16 protein-coding genes are annotated in these 15,760 nt (G+C 62.2%); 4 read left to right on the forward strand and 12 right to left on the reverse strand.

Annotation, left to right across the window (positions count from 1 at the left end; translation table 11 throughout):
• Positions 1 to 41: 41 nt before the first annotated feature.
• A complete protein-coding gene (gene tagQ, locus AO064_RS10575) occupies positions 42 to 968 on the forward strand; it encodes a type VI secretion system-associated lipoprotein TagQ (RefSeq protein ID WP_043206064.1) in 927 nt (308 codons plus the stop codon).
• 124 nt (positions 969 to 1,092) lie between these two features.
• Complete coding sequence (locus AO064_RS10580; protein ID WP_003195530.1) at positions 1,093 to 1,467, forward strand: hypothetical protein; 375 nt, start codon at positions 1,093 to 1,095, stop codon at positions 1,465 to 1,467.
• 108 nt (positions 1,468 to 1,575) lie between these two features.
• Here the strand turns inward: AO064_RS10580 and AO064_RS10585 are convergent, their stop codons facing one another.
• The 6 genes from AO064_RS10585 to exbB form a co-directional block, all read right to left on the reverse strand.
• The gene (locus AO064_RS10585) at positions 1,576 to 2,976 is read right to left on the reverse strand and encodes an aminoacyl-tRNA deacylase and HDOD domain-containing protein (protein WP_064053242.1); all 1,401 of its coding nucleotides are present in this window, start codon (positions 2,974 to 2,976) and stop codon (positions 1,576 to 1,578) included.
• A 77-nt stretch (positions 2,977 to 3,053) separates the two neighbouring features.
• Complete coding sequence (gene recG, locus AO064_RS10590) at positions 3,054 to 5,129, reverse strand: ATP-dependent DNA helicase RecG (protein ID WP_064053279.1); 2,076 nt, start codon at positions 5,127 to 5,129, stop codon at positions 3,054 to 3,056.
• An 8-nt stretch (positions 5,130 to 5,137) separates the two neighbouring features.
• On the reverse strand, positions 5,138 to 6,058 hold the full coding sequence (locus AO064_RS10595; protein ID WP_015886540.1) for a hydrogen peroxide-inducible genes activator: 921 nt from the start codon (positions 6,056 to 6,058) through the stop codon (positions 5,138 to 5,140).
• 168 nt (positions 6,059 to 6,226) lie between these two features.
• Complete coding sequence (locus AO064_RS10600; protein ID WP_015886539.1) at positions 6,227 to 6,976, reverse strand: TonB family protein; 750 nt, start codon at positions 6,974 to 6,976, stop codon at positions 6,227 to 6,229.
• Positions 6,973 to 7,398: a TonB system transport protein ExbD gene (gene exbD / locus AO064_RS10605; RefSeq protein ID WP_003195519.1), complete on the reverse strand. Its 426-nt coding sequence runs from the start codon at positions 7,396 to 7,398 to the stop codon at positions 6,973 to 6,975. The genes AO064_RS10600 and exbD overlap by 4 nt, the downstream gene beginning before the upstream one ends.
• A gap of 6 nt (positions 7,399 to 7,404) precedes the next feature.
• Positions 7,405 to 8,373, reverse strand: coding sequence for a tonB-system energizer ExbB (gene exbB, locus AO064_RS10610; protein ID WP_064053243.1), 969 nt, complete (start codon positions 8,371 to 8,373; stop codon positions 7,405 to 7,407).
• Between the two features lie 186 nt (positions 8,374 to 8,559).
• Here exbB and AO064_RS10615 point away from each other — a divergent pair, with 186 nt between their 5' ends.
• Positions 8,560 to 9,411 carry an SDR family oxidoreductase gene (locus AO064_RS10615; protein WP_064053244.1) on the forward strand — a complete coding sequence of 284 codons (852 nt, stop codon included), beginning with the start codon at positions 8,560 to 8,562 and terminating at the stop codon, positions 9,409 to 9,411.
• 125 nt (positions 9,412 to 9,536) lie between these two features.
• Here the strand turns inward: AO064_RS10615 and AO064_RS10620 are convergent, their stop codons facing one another.
• From AO064_RS10620 to AO064_RS10645, 6 genes are all read right to left on the reverse strand, one after another.
• Positions 9,537 to 10,280: a hypothetical protein gene (locus tag AO064_RS10620; protein WP_064053245.1), complete on the reverse strand. Its 744-nt coding sequence runs from the start codon at positions 10,278 to 10,280 to the stop codon at positions 9,537 to 9,539.
• Positions 10,281 to 10,336: 56 nt separating this feature from the next.
• Positions 10,337 to 10,717 carry a RidA family protein gene (locus tag AO064_RS10625; RefSeq protein WP_003176922.1) on the reverse strand — a complete coding sequence of 127 codons (381 nt, stop codon included), beginning with the start codon at positions 10,715 to 10,717 and terminating at the stop codon, positions 10,337 to 10,339.
• Positions 10,718 to 10,753: 36 nt separating this feature from the next.
• The gene (gene spoT / locus AO064_RS10630) at positions 10,754 to 12,859 is read right to left on the reverse strand and encodes a bifunctional GTP diphosphokinase/guanosine-3',5'-bis pyrophosphate 3'-pyrophosphohydrolase (RefSeq protein WP_015886535.1); all 2,106 of its coding nucleotides are present in this window, start codon (positions 12,857 to 12,859) and stop codon (positions 10,754 to 10,756) included.
• 60 nt (positions 12,860 to 12,919) lie between these two features.
• Positions 12,920 to 13,183 (reverse strand): DNA-directed RNA polymerase subunit omega, encoded by a 264-nt coding sequence (rpoZ, locus tag AO064_RS10635; RefSeq protein WP_003176920.1) that lies wholly within the window; start codon positions 13,181 to 13,183, stop codon positions 12,920 to 12,922.
• 167 nt (positions 13,184 to 13,350) lie between these two features.
• The gene (gene gmk / locus AO064_RS10640) at positions 13,351 to 13,971 is read right to left on the reverse strand and encodes a guanylate kinase (protein WP_010168203.1); all 621 of its coding nucleotides are present in this window, start codon (positions 13,969 to 13,971) and stop codon (positions 13,351 to 13,353) included.
• Positions 13,972 to 13,981: 10 nt separating this feature from the next.
• A complete protein-coding gene (locus tag AO064_RS10645; RefSeq protein WP_064053246.1) occupies positions 13,982 to 14,845 on the reverse strand; it encodes a YicC/YloC family endoribonuclease in 864 nt (287 codons plus the stop codon).
• Between the two features lie 185 nt (positions 14,846 to 15,030).
• On the opposite strand from AO064_RS10645, the gene rph reads away from it, so the two are divergent.
• Entirely contained in the window at positions 15,031 to 15,753 is a 723-nt protein-coding gene (gene rph / locus AO064_RS10650; protein WP_010207511.1) for a ribonuclease PH, read from the forward strand.
• The last annotated feature ends 7 nt before the right edge of the window (positions 15,754 to 15,760 follow it).

Raw genomic sequence — 15,760 nt, forward strand, 5'->3', positions numbered from 1 at the left:
GAGCCGTGCTGGGCAAGTCAAACTTAAACGAGAACACACTTATGCTTTTTTCCCGTAAGGCGGTTTCCAAGCGTCACTTGCTGCTGATCGCAGCCGGTTTCAGCACTGTGCTGACCGGTTGCGCCACGTCGCCGGCCTCCAAGGTCACGTCGAGCACCAAGGTCGAGTATTACCCTAACTGCTACGAGCCGGTGCAGCACCTGCGTGCGACCGATTCGGACATGACCAAGTCGGTCGTGACCGGTGCGGCCATCGGCGCTGCCGGCGGTGCACTGCTGGGCGCCCTCACCGGCGACAAGGAAAAACGTGGCCGTAACGCCGCCATCGGTGCTGCAGGCGGCGCGTTGGCCGGCGGCGCGGCGGGTTACTACACCGAACGTCAGAAGCAGATCGCCGATGACAACCAGCGTATTGCCTCGTATGCCGCTGACGTGAACAAAAGCGCCTCCGACATCGACCGCAGCACTGCGTACGCCAAGGCGTCCCAGCAGTGCTACCAGAGCGCGTTCACCAAGTTGGTGGCTGATCGCAAAGCCAAGACCGTCAACGACACCGAAGGCCGCAAGCGCCTGGCGGAAATCGTCTCGGGCCTGAAGGAATCCAATGACCTGATCGTTGCGGTCAACGGTAAAGCCGCCGAAGACCTGAACAACTACACCCAGGCCTACGAGAAAGACCTGCAACAGGTTGGCGTACAGCGTACCGACGTGGTCACCGTGGCCAAGGCCGATGTAACCCCCGCTGTGACATCGGGCAAGAAGAAAGGCACAGGCACCAAACCGCCTAAAAAGCCGGTTCTTCCAACCGTACCAACAGAAGCGGTGAGCACCGAGAAGACCTTCCAGACCGCCCAGACCAAGCAAGATGAAAGCAAGAAGGTCGCCAGCGCCGGTAAAGCTCAGCTCGAAGGCAGCTGCCGCGATCCGAACCTGGCCGACTGGGCGCCGGTACCTTGCCCAAACGTTTAAGTAAAATGCTGCTATAAGCGTCAAACGCCAGCCGATCTTCCGCTAATGCGCTAGATCGGTGGCGTTCTTTTTGCAAATCGTTAAACTGCTGCGGCCACTCAATAATTACACCGAGGCCGTGTGCATGAAATTTCGTCTTCTCCTGTGGGTGCTGGGCCTGATGATGGGCAAAGCCAGCCGCACCAATCCTGCCTTCCAGCAGCAACTGGGTGACAAAGACCTGGCCTTCCAGCTGCAGACCCTCGACGGCAAGGTTGCCCGTCACTTCATCGTCAAAGACCAACGCATCACCAGTCGCTCGGGTGTTCACCCGGCGCCGGCGTTTGCTATCGCGTTCAAGGACGCCGCCTACGGCTTCGCCACGATGCAGGCGAAGAACAAGCAACTGGCGTTCATGACGGGGATTCAGGACAAGTCGATCCAGATCAAGGGCAACCCGGCGCTGGTGATCTGGTTCCAGGGGTTGACCAAGTATTTGAAGCCGAAGAAAAAGAAGTAGACCGAGGTGGATTCATCGGGGGCAAGCCCCTTCCCACACTTGACTGTGCTCGCAGATCAACCTGTGGGAGGGGGCTTGCCCCCGACAGTGGTCTAACACGCTACCGATTCAGCCCTGGCTGAACTGGGACGCCAACTCGCGCAACAGCACTTCAGCATCCAGCACTTTGCCCACCACTTCCTCAGCCTTGTCACGGCTCAAGCCCAGGCGCTCAAGCAGCGCGTCCGGAATCGCCTCGTCCGGCCCGGAGCCAATCCCCCGGCTGCGCAACAAGCGCACCGCCAAGCACACCAGGTTCGGATACTCAGCATATTGCCCGTCGTAGGTCGGGTCGTGCTGGAAGCGCAGGGCGGTGGACAATTCGTCCGGCATGTCCCAGTAGCGCATCAACCAGGCACCGATCTGCTCGCGGCTGATGCCCAGCAAGTGTTGCTCGACATAGCTGTGGCACAGGTGCGGGTTGACCTCCAGGTGGCGGCAGATCAGCGAGAAGTGCGGCGGGAACACGTGGGCCAGCAGCAAGTAACCGAAGTTGTGCAGCAGACCAGCCAGGTAGGTCAGGCCGGCTTCCGGGCGCTGGGCGCGGGGCATGGCGCGGGTCAGGCCTTCGATCACGGCGGCGGTGTAGATGGACTGGTGCCAGTATGGCGTGGCCTGGTGTGGGTGGTCCTTGGGCAGGCTCAGGGTTTTGCCCAGGGCCAGGCCCAGCGCCAGGTTGATCACCAGGTCGAAGCCCAGCACGCGCACGATGGCATCTTCCACCGAGCGGATCTTGCCCGGCGACGCGTAGTAGGGCGACGCGGCCCAGCTCACCACTTGCGCGGCCAGGGACGGGTCGGTCTCGACCACGCCGGTAATGTCATCGATGGTGGCATTGGGGTCGACGCGCAGCTTGATGATCTTCTGCGCGGTGTCGGCCAGCGGTGGAATCTCGATGGTCGCTTCCAGGCGTTGCTGGATGCGGCGCGCGGTGAACGCTTGCATCGCCTGGGTGATTTCCTCGCGGTCGTCGTTTGGGCGGTCGAGGTTCGGGCGAATGTTGCTCAGCGGCTCGCCGAATTGAGCGGCGCTGGCCTTGGTCAGCATGGTCTTGAAGTCGTCGCTGGCGATTTCCAGCAGCAGCCCGGCTTCGCCCGAATGCACCAGCAGGTTCGGCTCGTTGAGCAGGCTGCCTTCGTACAGGCACGGTGAGCTGGTGAGGGGCGGCAGGCCCGGCAGCAGGCTCAGGTCATGCTTGCCCAGCATGCGCTCGACACGCTCCGGCGACACCGCAATGAGGCGGCGACCGGTCAGTTCGGTGAGGCGGTTGAGGTCGAGCAACTGGTTCTGCGGGAACAGCACCATCAGTGCGCCCACCGCATCTTCCAGCAATACGGCCTGGACCTTTCGCGCAGGATTCAGGCCCGGTAGATCCGCGACTTCCGTATAGGGGATGGCGAGTTTTGCGAGCAGAGCCTGAATGACCGGCGGGGCGGTCAGTGGGGCTGTGGCGAGGGCAACTTCTGACATGGCCTGATCCAATTTCTTACAATCATTGGAGTATAACCAGCTTGCTACCTCTGTTGGTCGGTTAAGTGAGTCAGGCGTCACACTTGGCCGTATTGCTGCCCATGGCGCAACCAGCGATTCAGCAACGGGCTGACATGCTCCGGCCAACGTTCGAGCAAGGCTTGCGCGGCATCGCGTACGGCGGGCAGTAAATCGGCGTCGCGCATCAGGTCGGCGACCTTGAATTGCAGCAGGCCGGTCTGGCGGGTGCCGAGCATTTCGCCGGGCCCACGCAGTTCGAGGTCCTTTTCGGCGATGACAAAACCGTCGTTGGTTTCGCGCATGATGCCCAGGCGCTGACGACCGATCTGCGACAGTGGCGGGTGGTAGAGCAGCACACAATGGCTGGCCGCGCTGCCCCGGCCGACACGTCCGCGCAACTGGTGCAACTGCGCCAGGCCGAGGCGCTCGGGGTTTTCGATGATCATCAGGCTGGCGTTGGGCACGTCCACGCCTACTTCGATCACCGTGGTGGCCACCAGCAGTTGCAGATTGCCGGCCTTGAACTCGGCCATTACCGCGGCCTTTTCCGCAGGCTTCATGCGCCCGTGGATCAGCCCGACCTTAAGCTCGCCGAGGGCGCTGGTCAGGTCTTCGTAGGTGGTTTCGGCGGCCTGGCAGGTCAGCTCTTCGGACTCTTCGATCAGCGTACAGACCCAGTAGGCCTGGCGACCTTCGGCACAGGCGCCGCGCACGCGCTCGATCACTTCGACACGCCGGGTGTCGGTGACCAGTACGGTGTTGACGGGCGTACGGCCAGGCGGTAGTTCGTCGAGGATCGAGGTGTCGAGGTCGGCGTAGGCGCTCATGGCCAGCGTGCGCGGGATCGGTGTGGCGGTCATGATCAACTGGTGCGGGTTCATGCGTCCGCCCACGCCTTTCTGGCGCAGGGCCAGGCGCTGCTGCACGCCGAAACGGTGCTGTTCGTCGATGATCACCAGGGCCAGGTTCTTGAACTGCACCTCGTCCTGGAACAGCGCGTGGGTGCCCACCACCATCGGTGCGCCGCCGGCGATCTGTTCGAGTGCGGCTGCGCGGTTCTTGCCTTTGAGCTTGCCGGCCAACCAGGCGACTTCCAGGCCCAGCGGTTCGAGCCAGCGCTTGAAGGTGATGAAGTGTTGCTCGGCCAGGATCTCGGTCGGCGCCATCAGCGCCACCTGGTAACCGGCTTCCAGCGCTTGCAGCGCGGCGAGGGCGGCGACCACGGTTTTGCCCGCGCCGACGTCGCCCTGGATCAGGCGCAGCATCGGTTCTTTCTGGCTGAGGTCATAGGCGATCTCGTTACCCACGCGCTGCTGGGCGCCGGTCGGGGCAAAACCGAGGTTGGCCAGGTACTGCGCGGGCAGCCGCGTGGCCTTGGGCATCGCTGGCGCGCGCAGGGAACGCATGCTTTCGCGCAGGCGTTGCTGGGACAGTTGATGGGTCAGCAGCTCTTCGAAGGCCAGGCGGTGCTGGGCCCAGTGATGACCGAGGGCCAGTTCGTCGACATCGGCGTCGGCGGGCGGGTGATGCAGGTAGCGAATCGCATCGTCCAGCGGCGCCAATTGATAGTCGCGAGCCAGTTCCTCAGGCAGCCAGTCGGGCAGGCTTTTCGGGCCGAGCATCGTCAGCGTCTGCATGCACAGCTGGCGCAGGCGTTGCTGGGTCAGGCCTTCGGTGAGCGGGTAGATCGGGGTGAGCGTGGTGTCGACCGGCGGCGGTTCATCCCCGGTGATGGCGCGGTATTCCGGGTGATAGATCTCCAGGCCTGACGCACCGGGCCGCGCTTCGCCGTAGCAGCGCACGCGGGTGCCGCGCTTGAGGCCTTCCTTCTGCGCGTTGCTGAAATGGTAGAAACGCAGGCTGAGGCCGCCGGTACCGTCCTGAAGCCGCACGACCAAGCTGCGGCGTTTGCCCATGACCACGTCGGCACCGCTGACGGTGCCTTCGACCACCGCATCCTGCCCAGGGCGTAACTGGCCGATGGGCACTACGCGGGTGCGGTCCTGATAGCGCAAGGGCAGGTGGAACAGCACGTCCTGGAGGTTCTCCAGGCCGACCTTGGCCAGCTTCTCGGCCATGGCTTCACCGACACCCTTGAGTGCCGTCACCGACACCTGCGACAGCTCAGTCATACCCTTGCTTAACTCGCAGCAGGCGGCTTGGCCACCGAGCACAGGCGGATCGAGTCGGCGAGGATCTCAATGGCTTTTGGCCGTGGGAAGCTGGCGCGCCAGGCGATCGCCACGGTGCGGAACGGCACTGGCGGCGTGAGTGGGCGCACTTCAATCACGCCGGGGGCGTAGTGATGGCTGTCCACCGCCGACAGCGGCAAGATCGAGATGCCCAGGCCCGAAGCGACCATGTGCCGAATGGTTTCCAGGGAGCTGGATTCCACGGTGGTGTGCTTGGCGCCGTCGTTGCCTTTGGTCAGGGTCGGGCAGGCTTCGAGGACCTGGTCGCGGAAGCAGTGACCTTCGCCGAGCAGCAGCAGGCTCTTGTCGTTGAGCAGGCCGGCGTCGATGGTGTCTTTCTGCGTCCACGGGTGGGAGGCCGGCATCAGCACGTAGAACGGCTCGTCGTAGAGCGGCAGGGTCAGCACGTCGGCTTCATTGAACGGCAGGGCGATGATGATCGCGTCCAGCTCGCCGTTGCGCAGTTTGTCGCGCAGCACGTGGGTGAAGTTTTCTTCGATATACAGCGGCATCTGCGGCGCGACGCGGTGCAGTTGCGGAATCAGGTGCGGGAACAGGTACGGGCCGACGGTGTAGATGGCGCCGACTTTCAGCGGTGCGGTCAGCTGGTTCTTGCCGGCCTGGGCCAGCTCGCGAATGCTCTGTGCTTGCTCCAGCACCTTCTGTGCCTGGGCCACAATACCTTCACCCACCGGGGTGAGGCGCACGGCGCTCTTGCTGCGCTCGAAAATCAGCACACCGAGTTCGTCTTCAAGCTTTTTCACGCCCACCGACAGCGTCGGCTGGCTGACGTGGCAACGCTCGGCCGCGTGGCCGAAATGCTGCTCTTGGGCGAGGGTAACGATGTAGCGTAATTCTGTAAGAGTCATAGCGGGCGTCCATGAGGTTGCGGGCCAAGCATACCGGCTGCAATCGATAGACGCACGTTATCAGAAGTTTGGTAGGGATTGAGCGGAGAGTAGTCGGGAATTTTCTTGTGCGATGAAACCAAAATGTGGGAGGGGCAAGCCCCTTCCCACATTGCTTCCTGTGTGCCTTTAGCGGCGGCGTTTCTCGATGTTGTACACGAACGGTGCAACGATCTCGATGCTGCCACCTTTGAGCATGTCCGCCGGCGGCTTGGGCAGCGGCTGGGCACGACGGATCATGTCCAGGGTGGCACGGTCCAGGTCGGCGTTGCCGGAGCGGCCGACCAACTCGTAGGACAGCACGTTACCGTCGGCATCCACCACGAACTTCAGGCGGTTCAAGCCTTCCTTGCCACGGGCCTGGGCACCTGGCGGGTATTTCTTGTACTTCTGCAAGTGTGCCAGCAGGGTGCCTTCCCAGGACGCTTTGGCGGCGATCTGTTGTGGCGACGGGCCAGGTACCGGTTGGGCCGATTTTTCAGCCGGCGCTTGGGTCGGCGGAGCGTCGCTCGGCGGGTCCTCGGAGGGTTTCTCCTTGGGCGGCTCGATCTTCTTCTCCACCGGCTTGGGCGGCTGCGGTTTAGGCTTGGGCTTGACCGGCTTGGGCACCTGGATTGTCGGCTTGGGGGCCTCGGCCAGTTTCGGCAGGGGCAGCTCTTCTACCGGTGCAGGCGGTTGCGGCGGCGTTACCACTTTGGGCGGTGCCGGCGGTGGTGGCGCTGGCATCGGGGCCAGGTCGATGACCATGGCAGCCGGTGGCAACTGCACCGTGCGCGGCGCCGACCAATGAAGCGCGATAGCAATCGCGATGGCATGCACGCCCAGTACGACGGCGAGGCTGGTGCCATAACGCGTCAGTTTGTGGCGCGTCGTGATCATTTCTTGGCTGCCGTCTCAAGTCCGACCAGGCCTACCTTGAGGTAGCCGGCTGCCCGCAGGGCATCCATCACGCTCATCAGGTCGCCGTAGTCCACGCCCTTGTCGGCCTGGAAGAAGATCGTCGTGTCTTTTTTGCCTTGGGTCTTGGCGTCGAGCACCGGACCCAGGGTTTCAGCCTTGACTTCCTCTTCGCCCAGGAACAGGCGTTGGTCCGCCTTGACGCTGAGGAATATCGGTTTCTCTGGTCGCGGTGCCGGCTTGGCGCTGGACGCGGGCAGGTCAACCTTGATGTCCACGGTGGCCAGGGGTGCCGCCACCATGAAGATGATCAGCAGCACCAGCATCACGTCGATAAACGGCGTGACGTTGATTTCGTGGTTCTCGACGAGTTCGTCGTCGCCTTGATTCAAATGCAGGCCCATGGCCGATTACCCCACTTTCACCATGTGCGGTTGCGAGCTGCGCTCGGTAGGCAGGTGATCGAGGTCGCGGCTGACCAGCAGCAGGACTTCCGCCGACGCGTCCGATACCTGAGCCTTGTAGCCGGCAATCGAACGGGCGAAGACGTTGTAGATCACCACCGCAGGAATCGCGGCAACCAGGCCCAGGGCGGTCGCCAGCAGGGCTTCGGCGATGCCGGGGGCAACGACGGCGAGGTTGGTGGTCTGGGTTTTGGCGATACCGATAAAGCTGTTCATGATGCCCCACACGGTACCGAACAGGCCGACGAAGGGCGCAGTGGAACCAATGGTCGCCAGCACGCCGGTGCCGCTGCTCATGTTACGACCGCAGGCCGCCACCAGGCGCTCCAGGCGGAAGGCCACACGTTCCTTGATGCCTTCTTTTTCGCGGGCGTTGGCCGACAGGCGCATTTCTTCCAGCGCGTCGTGCACCAGCGTGTTGGCCAGGGTGCCTTTCTTGGTCGCGCTTTCGCTGGCTTCCTTGAGGGTGGTGGCCTTTTTCAGGTGGACGATTTCGTTACGCAGACGGCGTTTGGCGCCCAGCAGCTCGAAGCCTTTGGCGATCCAGATGGTCCAGGTGATGATCGAGGCGATGGCCAGGCCGATCATGACGGCTTTCACCACCACGTCAGCGTTCTGGTACATGCCCCATGGCGACAGGTCGTGGGCCATGCCCAGGGTGTTGTCTTCTTCCAGCACCACACCGGTGTCGTCGGCGGAGGCTGGATCAGCAGCCTGGGCCGGGTCGGTGGCAGCGGGCGCTGTAGCAGGCGCTGCCGGTGCTGCGGCTGCAGGCGGGGTAGCGGGTGCGGTGGCATCAGCGAAGGCGGCGGTCGGTGCCAGCAGTACGCTGAACAGCAGCGCAGCAATCGCGCGCCAGGCGCGGGATGGGCTGTGAAGCTTGGTTGGCGAAGCGGGGGTTGTATTACGTGTCATGCTGGCCGGACCTGAGTAAAAAAATGAGTGATCGTCCTTCCAGACCCAGGGGTCGAGGACAAATGGGCGGTTATTATTGCAAGTAATTCTTGTTAACAGAAGTAATACAGTAACTTTATTTGCCCTTTTTCTGGCCGACGGTCATCTGCGAAGGCTAACCTAGACCTTTCAGTAGGGAGTTTTGTGATGTCAGCGCCTTCGGTTGTGATTGCGGGTTGTGGCGATGTGGGGAGTCGGCTGGCCAGCCAGTTGCTCGCCTCCGGCTGGGAGGTGCATGGCCTGCGCCGCGATGTTTCGCGGCTTCCCGACGGCGTGATCGGCATCGCCGGCGACCTGTTCAAGAAAGATTGCCCCGACACCTGGCCGATCGGCGGGGTGGATTACCTGGTGTACTGCGCCGCCGCGACGGATCACGACGAAGCCGGTTATCGCGCCGCTTACGTACAAGGGCTGAAACATGTACTGGAGTGGTTGGGCGACTACGGCCAGGAGCCCAGGCACCTGCTGTTTGTCTCCAGCAGCAGCGTCTACGGGCAGCAGAATGGCGAGTGGGTCGACGAAACGTCGGAGACTCAGGCGAAGGGGTATTCCGGGCAAGTGATGTTGGAGGCTGAGCAAGTGGCGCTTGACAGCGGCATCCCTGCCAGCATTGTCCGCCTGACCGGCATCTACGGTCCGGGCCGCGAATGGCTGCTGACCCAGGTCCGCCAAGGCTACCGTGTAGCAGTCGACCCACCTTTATATGGCAACCGCATTCACGCGGAGGACGCAGCGGGTTTGCTGGCGTTTTTGTTGCGGCACGTGGAAAGCGGCGGTGCGTTGGACAAGGTCTACATCGGCGTTGACGATGCGCCCGCGCCACTGGCCGAAGTGGTGGGATGGTTGCGCGAATTCCTTGGGGTGACCGAGTGGGCTGAGGACGCCAGTGTGCGGCGGGCGGGCAGCAAGCAGTGCAGCAATGCCCGGGCGAAAGCGTTGGGTTGGACGCCGACCTACCCGACTTATCGCGAAGGCTATGCTGCGATCCTCAAGGGCTGAAACGCAGTCAAAAAATGTGGGAGGGGGCTTGCCCCCGATAGCGGAGTGTCAGCCACAGTTGTATTAGCTGATGTACTGCAATCGGGGGCAAGCCCCCTCCCACATTTGGATTTGCGGCATGGCGGCTATTGTTTTACCAGCAGCCATTGACGGGGGCCGGGTGTGAACTGAGGTACTTCGTCGGCCTGCGCGGTATTCACCGCCTGGAAAATCTCCAGTTGCTTGCCCTTGCGCACAAAGATCCACGGGTTGCCCTGGCCATTGAGTTGCAGCCAGATGCTGTCGTAGCCACCGCTCATTGAGGCGCAATCACCGGCCAGGCACAGCGAGTACCGATCAACATTAGGCAGGCCGGCGACCTTGCCGTCAGCCTGGAACTGCACGATGGCGCCGCTGCCGAAGCCGTCGCTGATCTTCCAGTCGCCGCCCAGGTAGGCCGCGTACAGTGCCCGCTCGAAGTTGGCACCCAGCGGCGCGCCTTCGGGAGCTGGCTCTTTGGCGCGGGCAAACAGCTGTTCAGGCTCGTTGTCGTTGGCCACTTGCAGCAGTTGCTTGCCTTTGCGCTTGAGTTCGGTGGCGGAACTGCCGTAGAAGTCCACGCTCCAGGCGCCGGATTTTTCACCCAGCAACTTGCCTTCGGCCACTTCAAAACCGTTGTAATAGCGCGCTTGCGAGGCCTTGGAATTGACCTCCCACTCGAGGTTCGGGCCAAAGCTCTGCAAGGCTTCACGCAAAGGGCCGCCCTTGGCTGCCGCATCGATGGCGACCTGGTTGATCCAGGTGCCGCTCACATCCAGGTCCGCAGGGTTGCTGGCGCAGCCGCTAAGCAACAGGGCGAGCATTGATGAGGCTACAAGCGCTTTGCGCATCATGAAATCCTTTCGAAACGAAGTCGGCGCAGCCTGTGCGGGCTGCGCCGGGTGTTTTACTCGATGACCAGAATGGCGTCCATCTCAACCTGTGCACCCTTGGGCAGGGCGGCCACACCGATGGCGGCGCGGGCTGGGTAGGGCTGTTCGAAGTACTTGCCCATGATCTCGTTGACCTTGGCGAAGTGGCTCAGGTCGGTGAGGAAGATGTTCAGCTTGACGATGTCTTTGAACGAACCGCCAGCGGCTTCAGCAACCGACTTGAGGTTTTCGAAGACCTGTACGGTCTGTGCTTCGAAGCCTTCCACCAGTTCCATGGTCTTTGGGTCCAATGGGATCTGGCCGGACATGTAGACGGTGTTGCCCGCCTTGATCGCCTGGGAATAAGTGCCGATGGCAGCAGGGGCTTTGTCGCTGGTGATAACAGTCTTGGTCATGAATGACTCCTTGTAATAAGTGGGCACGCTGAAGCGCTATGCGCGCATGCGGGTGATGCGGATGACCCCGGTCAAGGCACGCAGTTTCTTGATCACGCGGGCCAGGTGCACGCGGTCGTGGACGCTGACCACCAACTGGACCACGCTGATGCGGCCATCGCGCTCGTCCATGCTGATTTTCTCGATATTGCCGTCGGCCGCGTTGACGCTGCTGGCCAGCAGGGCGATCAGGCCGCGCTGGTGTTCGAGTTCCACCCGCAGTTCGACGTTAAATTCGCCGGTGACGTCCTTGGCCCAGGACAGCTGGATGCATTTTTCCGGGTTGTGACGGATTTCGGTGATGTTGCGGCAGTTGTCCAGGTGCACCACCATGCCTTTGCCCGCCGACAAGTGGCCGACAATCGGGTCGCCTGGGATCGGTGTGCAGCACTTGGCGTAGCTGAGCACCAAGCCCTCGGTGCCGCGAATCGCCAGCGGGCCTTCCGGGCTTGGCAGCTGTTCGCCTTCGCCGAGCAGGCGGCGTGCGACGACATAAGCCATGCGGTTGCCCAGGCCGATATCTTCCAGCAGGTCTTCGATGGTTTCCTGGCGGTACTCGTGGAGCATCGCTTGCACGCGCTCCTGCGGGATCTTGTCCAAGGCACTGTCGAAACCGTTGAGCACCTTGTTCAGCAGGCGTTCGCCCAGGCTGATGGACTCGGAACGGCGCTGCAGTTTCAAAGCGTGACGGATGTGCGTGCGCGCCTTGCCGGTAACCACAAAGTTGAGCCACGCCGGGTTCGGGCGAGCGCCTGGAGCGCTGACGATCTCGACCGTGGAGCCGCTTTGCAGCGGTTCGGACAGCGGTGCGAGACGGCGATTGATCCGACAGGCGATGCAGCTGTTGCCCACGTCGGTGTGCACGGCGTAGGCAAAGTCGACAGCGGTGGAGCCTTTGGGCAGCTCCATGATCCGACCTTTGGGCGTGAACACGTAGACCTCGTCCGGGAACAGGTCGATCTTCACGCTTTCGATGAATTCCAGGGAGTTGCCGGCACGTTGCTGCATTTCCAGCACGCCCTTGACCCACTGGCGGGCGCGGGCATGTGTACCTTTGGGCTGCTCGTCGCCGCTGGATTTGTACAGCCAATGGGCGGCGATGCCGTTGTTGGCCATCTCTTCCATTTCGCGGGTGCGGATCTGGATCTCGATCGGCACCCCGTGCATACCGAACAGCGTGGTATGCAGCGACTGGTAGCCGTTGGCCTTGGGAATCGCGATGTAATCCTTGAAGCGGCCCGGCAGGGGTTTGTACAAATTATGCACAGCGCCCAGCACGCGGTAGCAGGTGTCGACCTTGTCGACGATGATCCGGAACGCGTACACGTCCATGATCTCGTTGAAGGCCCGGCGCTTGCCGCGCATCTTTTTGTAGATGCCGTAGATGTGTTTTTGTCGGCCGCTGACTTCGCCCTCGATCTCGTCGATCGCCAGGCAATGGCTCAGCGACTCTTCGATCTTGTTGACGATTTCCTTGCGGTTGCCCCGTGCGCGCTTGACCGCCTGGTAGATGCGCGCCGAACGCATCGGGTGCATGGCCTTGAAACCGAGGTCTTCGAATTCGATACGAATGGCGTGCATGCCCAGCCGGTTGGCGATGGGCGCGTAGATTTCCAGGGTTTCCTTGGCGATGCGCCGACGTTTTTCGCCGGACAGCACTTCCAGCGTGCGCATGTTGTGCAGCCGGTCGGCCAGCTTGACCAGGATCACGCGGATGTCGCGTGCCATGGCCATGGCCATCTTCTGGAAGTTTTCCGCCTGGGCTTCGGCCTTGGTCTCGAAGTTCATCTGGGTCAGTTTGCTGACCCCATCGACCAGTTCGGCCACGGTTTCGCCAAATTGCGCGCTGAGCGCTTCCTTGGCGATGCCGGTGTCTTCGATCACGTCATGCAGCATCGCGGCCATCAGGCTCTGATGGTCCATGTGCATGTCGGCCAGAATATTTGCCACCGCAAGAGGATGGGTGACATACGCCTCGCCACTGCGGCGGCGTTGGCCGTCGTGGGCTTGTTCGGCGTAGAAATACGCTCGGCGGACCAGGTTGACCTGGTCTGGGCCGAGGTAGGTCGATAAGCGATCGGCGAGGGCGTCTATGCTCGGCAAAGGATGAACTCCTGCCGTTGGCTGTGACCCCGCGCCGTGCTACGTCGACCAGGCATAGGCTTAGACGGCCTCGTTGGACTCGTCCTCGAACGCTGCAAACAGCGGTTCGTCTTCAACGATTTCAGCGTTGGCGATGAACTCGTAGCTCATCAGGCCTTCAGCGATTTCACGCAGGGCTACAACGGTAGGCTTGTCGTTTTCCCACTGGACCAACGGCTCTTTGCCGCCAGTGGCCAGTTGACGGGCACGCTTGGTAGAGAGCATGACCAGCTCAAAGCGGTTATCCACGTGTTCTAGGCAGTCTTCAACGGTTACGCGGGCCATGGTATTCCTCGGAGCGAATGCAAGATGCGCGCTGCCCGGTTGGGCGAGCGGACTAAACAGTTTAAAAAATCACCAGCGTTTAGGGAAGCGCTGATTTTTCGCAGGCCCTCGCAAAACCGCTACAGGCGCCAATGTAAAGCCCTTGCAGCGGTTTTGGGAAGAGCCAATCAGCCGAGCAGTTCGGCGAGTAATTTGCCGAAACGCTGCTGTTGGCGTTTTTGCTGGAGCTGATTGGTGCGGAAAATCGCCTTCAAATCATCCAGTGCATGGGCAAAATCGTCGTTGATGATCAGGTAGTCGTAGTCGACGTAGTGGCTCATTTCGCTGACGGCTTCACGCATGCGGCCTTCGATGATCTCGTCACTGTCCTGGCCACGGTTGGTCAAGCGCTGGTGCAACGCCTCCAGGGACGGCGGCAGGATGAAGATCGAACGCGCCTTGGGCATCAACTGGCGCACTTGCTCGGCGCCCTGCCAGTCGATTTCCAGGATCAGGTCGTGGCCTTCGTCCAGGGTCTGCTGCAAGTGGCTCTGCGACGTGCCGTAGAGGTTGCCGAACACTTCGGCGCGCTCGAGGAAGTCGCCATGTTCGATCATCTTGACGAACTCGGTGCGCTCGACGAAGTGATAGTGCACGCCGTTCACCTCACCCGGGCGCATGGCGCGGGTGGTGTGGGAGACCGAGATGCGGATCTGCTCGTCAGCGTCGGTCAGGGCCTTGACCAGGCTGCTCTTGCCCGCGCCCGAAGGGGCGGAAATGATGTAAAGGGTGCCGGTGCTGTGGGTCATGGAGGTTGCCTTACTCAATATTCTGTACTTGTTCGCGCATCTGCTCGATCAACACTTTGAGGTTGACCGCCGCCGTGGTGCTGCGCGGATCGAAAGCCTTGGAGCCCAGTGTATTGGCTTCGCGGTTGAGTTCCTGCATCAGGAAGTCCAGGCGCCGACCGGCGGCACCGCCGGACTTGAGCACGCGGCGCACTTCAAGGATGTGGGTGCTCAGGCGGTCGAGTTCTTCGGCGACGTCGCTCTTCTGCGCCAGCAGGACCATTTCCTGCTCCAGGCGTGTCGGGTCAAGGTCGGCCTTCATGTCGGCGAAGCGGTCGAGCACCTTCTGGCGCTGGGTGGCAAGCATCTGCGGGACCAGCTCACGCAGGGTGACCACGTCTTCTTCGATGGAGGTCAGGCGCTCGTTGATCAGGCGTGCCAGCTCGGCGCCTTCGCGCTCGCGGCCGGCCTTAAGCTCCTTGAGGCCCTGGTTGAACAGGGCCAGGGCTTCGGCATTGAGGGCCTGCGGGTCGGTGGCGTCGGCCACCAGTACACCGGGCCAGGCCAGCACTTCCAGGGGGTTGAGCGCGGCCGGCTGCTTGATCAGGCCGGCGATGGTTTCGGCGGCGGCCACCAGTTGCGCGGCGCGGTCGCGGTCGACCTGCAGCGGCTTGCCGGTGGTTTCTTCGGTAAAGCGCAGGGTGCATTCCAGCTTGCCGCGGGAAATGCCCTGGCGCAGCGCTTCACGCACGGCGCCTTCGAGGTCGCGGAATGACTCCGGTAGGCGCAGGTGCGGCTCCAGGTAGCGGCTGTTGACCGAGCGCAGTTCCCAGCTCAGGGTGCCTTGTACGCCGGCTTTTTCGACGCGGGCGAAGGCGGTCATGCTGTGCACCATGGAGGTACCTCGCGTTGCAGTCCCGCAAACACGGGCTGATGGTTAAGAAGGCGCAGGATTGTAGCGCAGTGGGAGGAGCGCGCCCAAACCGAGCATTCGTAACCGGATTTTTTAGCAGTGCCCCGAACCGGTTCACGGCTCTATAATGCTCGGCAGTTTTTCGTCCTCAGTACAGGTGTCTCCCTATGAAACGTCCAAGTGGTCGCGCTGCCGATCAGCTCCGCTCGATCCGCATCACCCGCAACTACACCAAACACGCCGAGGGGTCTGTACTGGTCGAGTTTGGCGATACCAAGGTTATCTGCACCGTCAGCGTTGAAAACGGCGTGCCGCGGTTCCTTAAAGGCCAGGGCCAGGGTTGGTTGACCGCCGAGTATGGCATGCTGCCGCGCGCCACCGGCGAGCGTAACCAGCGTGAAGCCAGCCGTGGCAAGCAAGGCGGTCGCACCCTGGAAATCCAGCGTTTGATCGGCCGTTCCCTGCGCGCAGCCCTGGACATGTCCAAGCTGGGCGACGTGACCCTCTACGTCGACTGTGATGTGATCCAGGCCGACGGCGGCACCCGTACCGCGTCCATCACCGGCGCCATGGTGGCCTTGGTCGACGCACTGAAAGTGATCAAGAAGCGCGGCGGCCTGAAAGCGGGCGACCCGCTCAAGCAGATGATCGCTGCCGTATCGGTAGGCATGTACCAGGGCGAGCCAGTGCTGGACCTGGACTACCTGGAAGACTCGGCCGCCGAGACCGACCTGAACGTGGTCATGACCAGCACCGGTGGTTTCATCGAAGTGCAGGGCACTGCCGAAGGTGCGCCATTTCAGCCGGCCGACCTGAACGCCATGCTGGCCCTGGCCCAGAAAGGCATGACCGAGATTTTCGAACTGCAGAACGCCGCCCTGGCTGACTGAGTCGGCC

This window comes from Pseudomonas marginalis (assembly GCF_001645105.1).
Classification (GTDB): domain Bacteria; phylum Pseudomonadota; class Gammaproteobacteria; order Pseudomonadales; family Pseudomonadaceae; genus Aquipseudomonas; species Aquipseudomonas petroselini.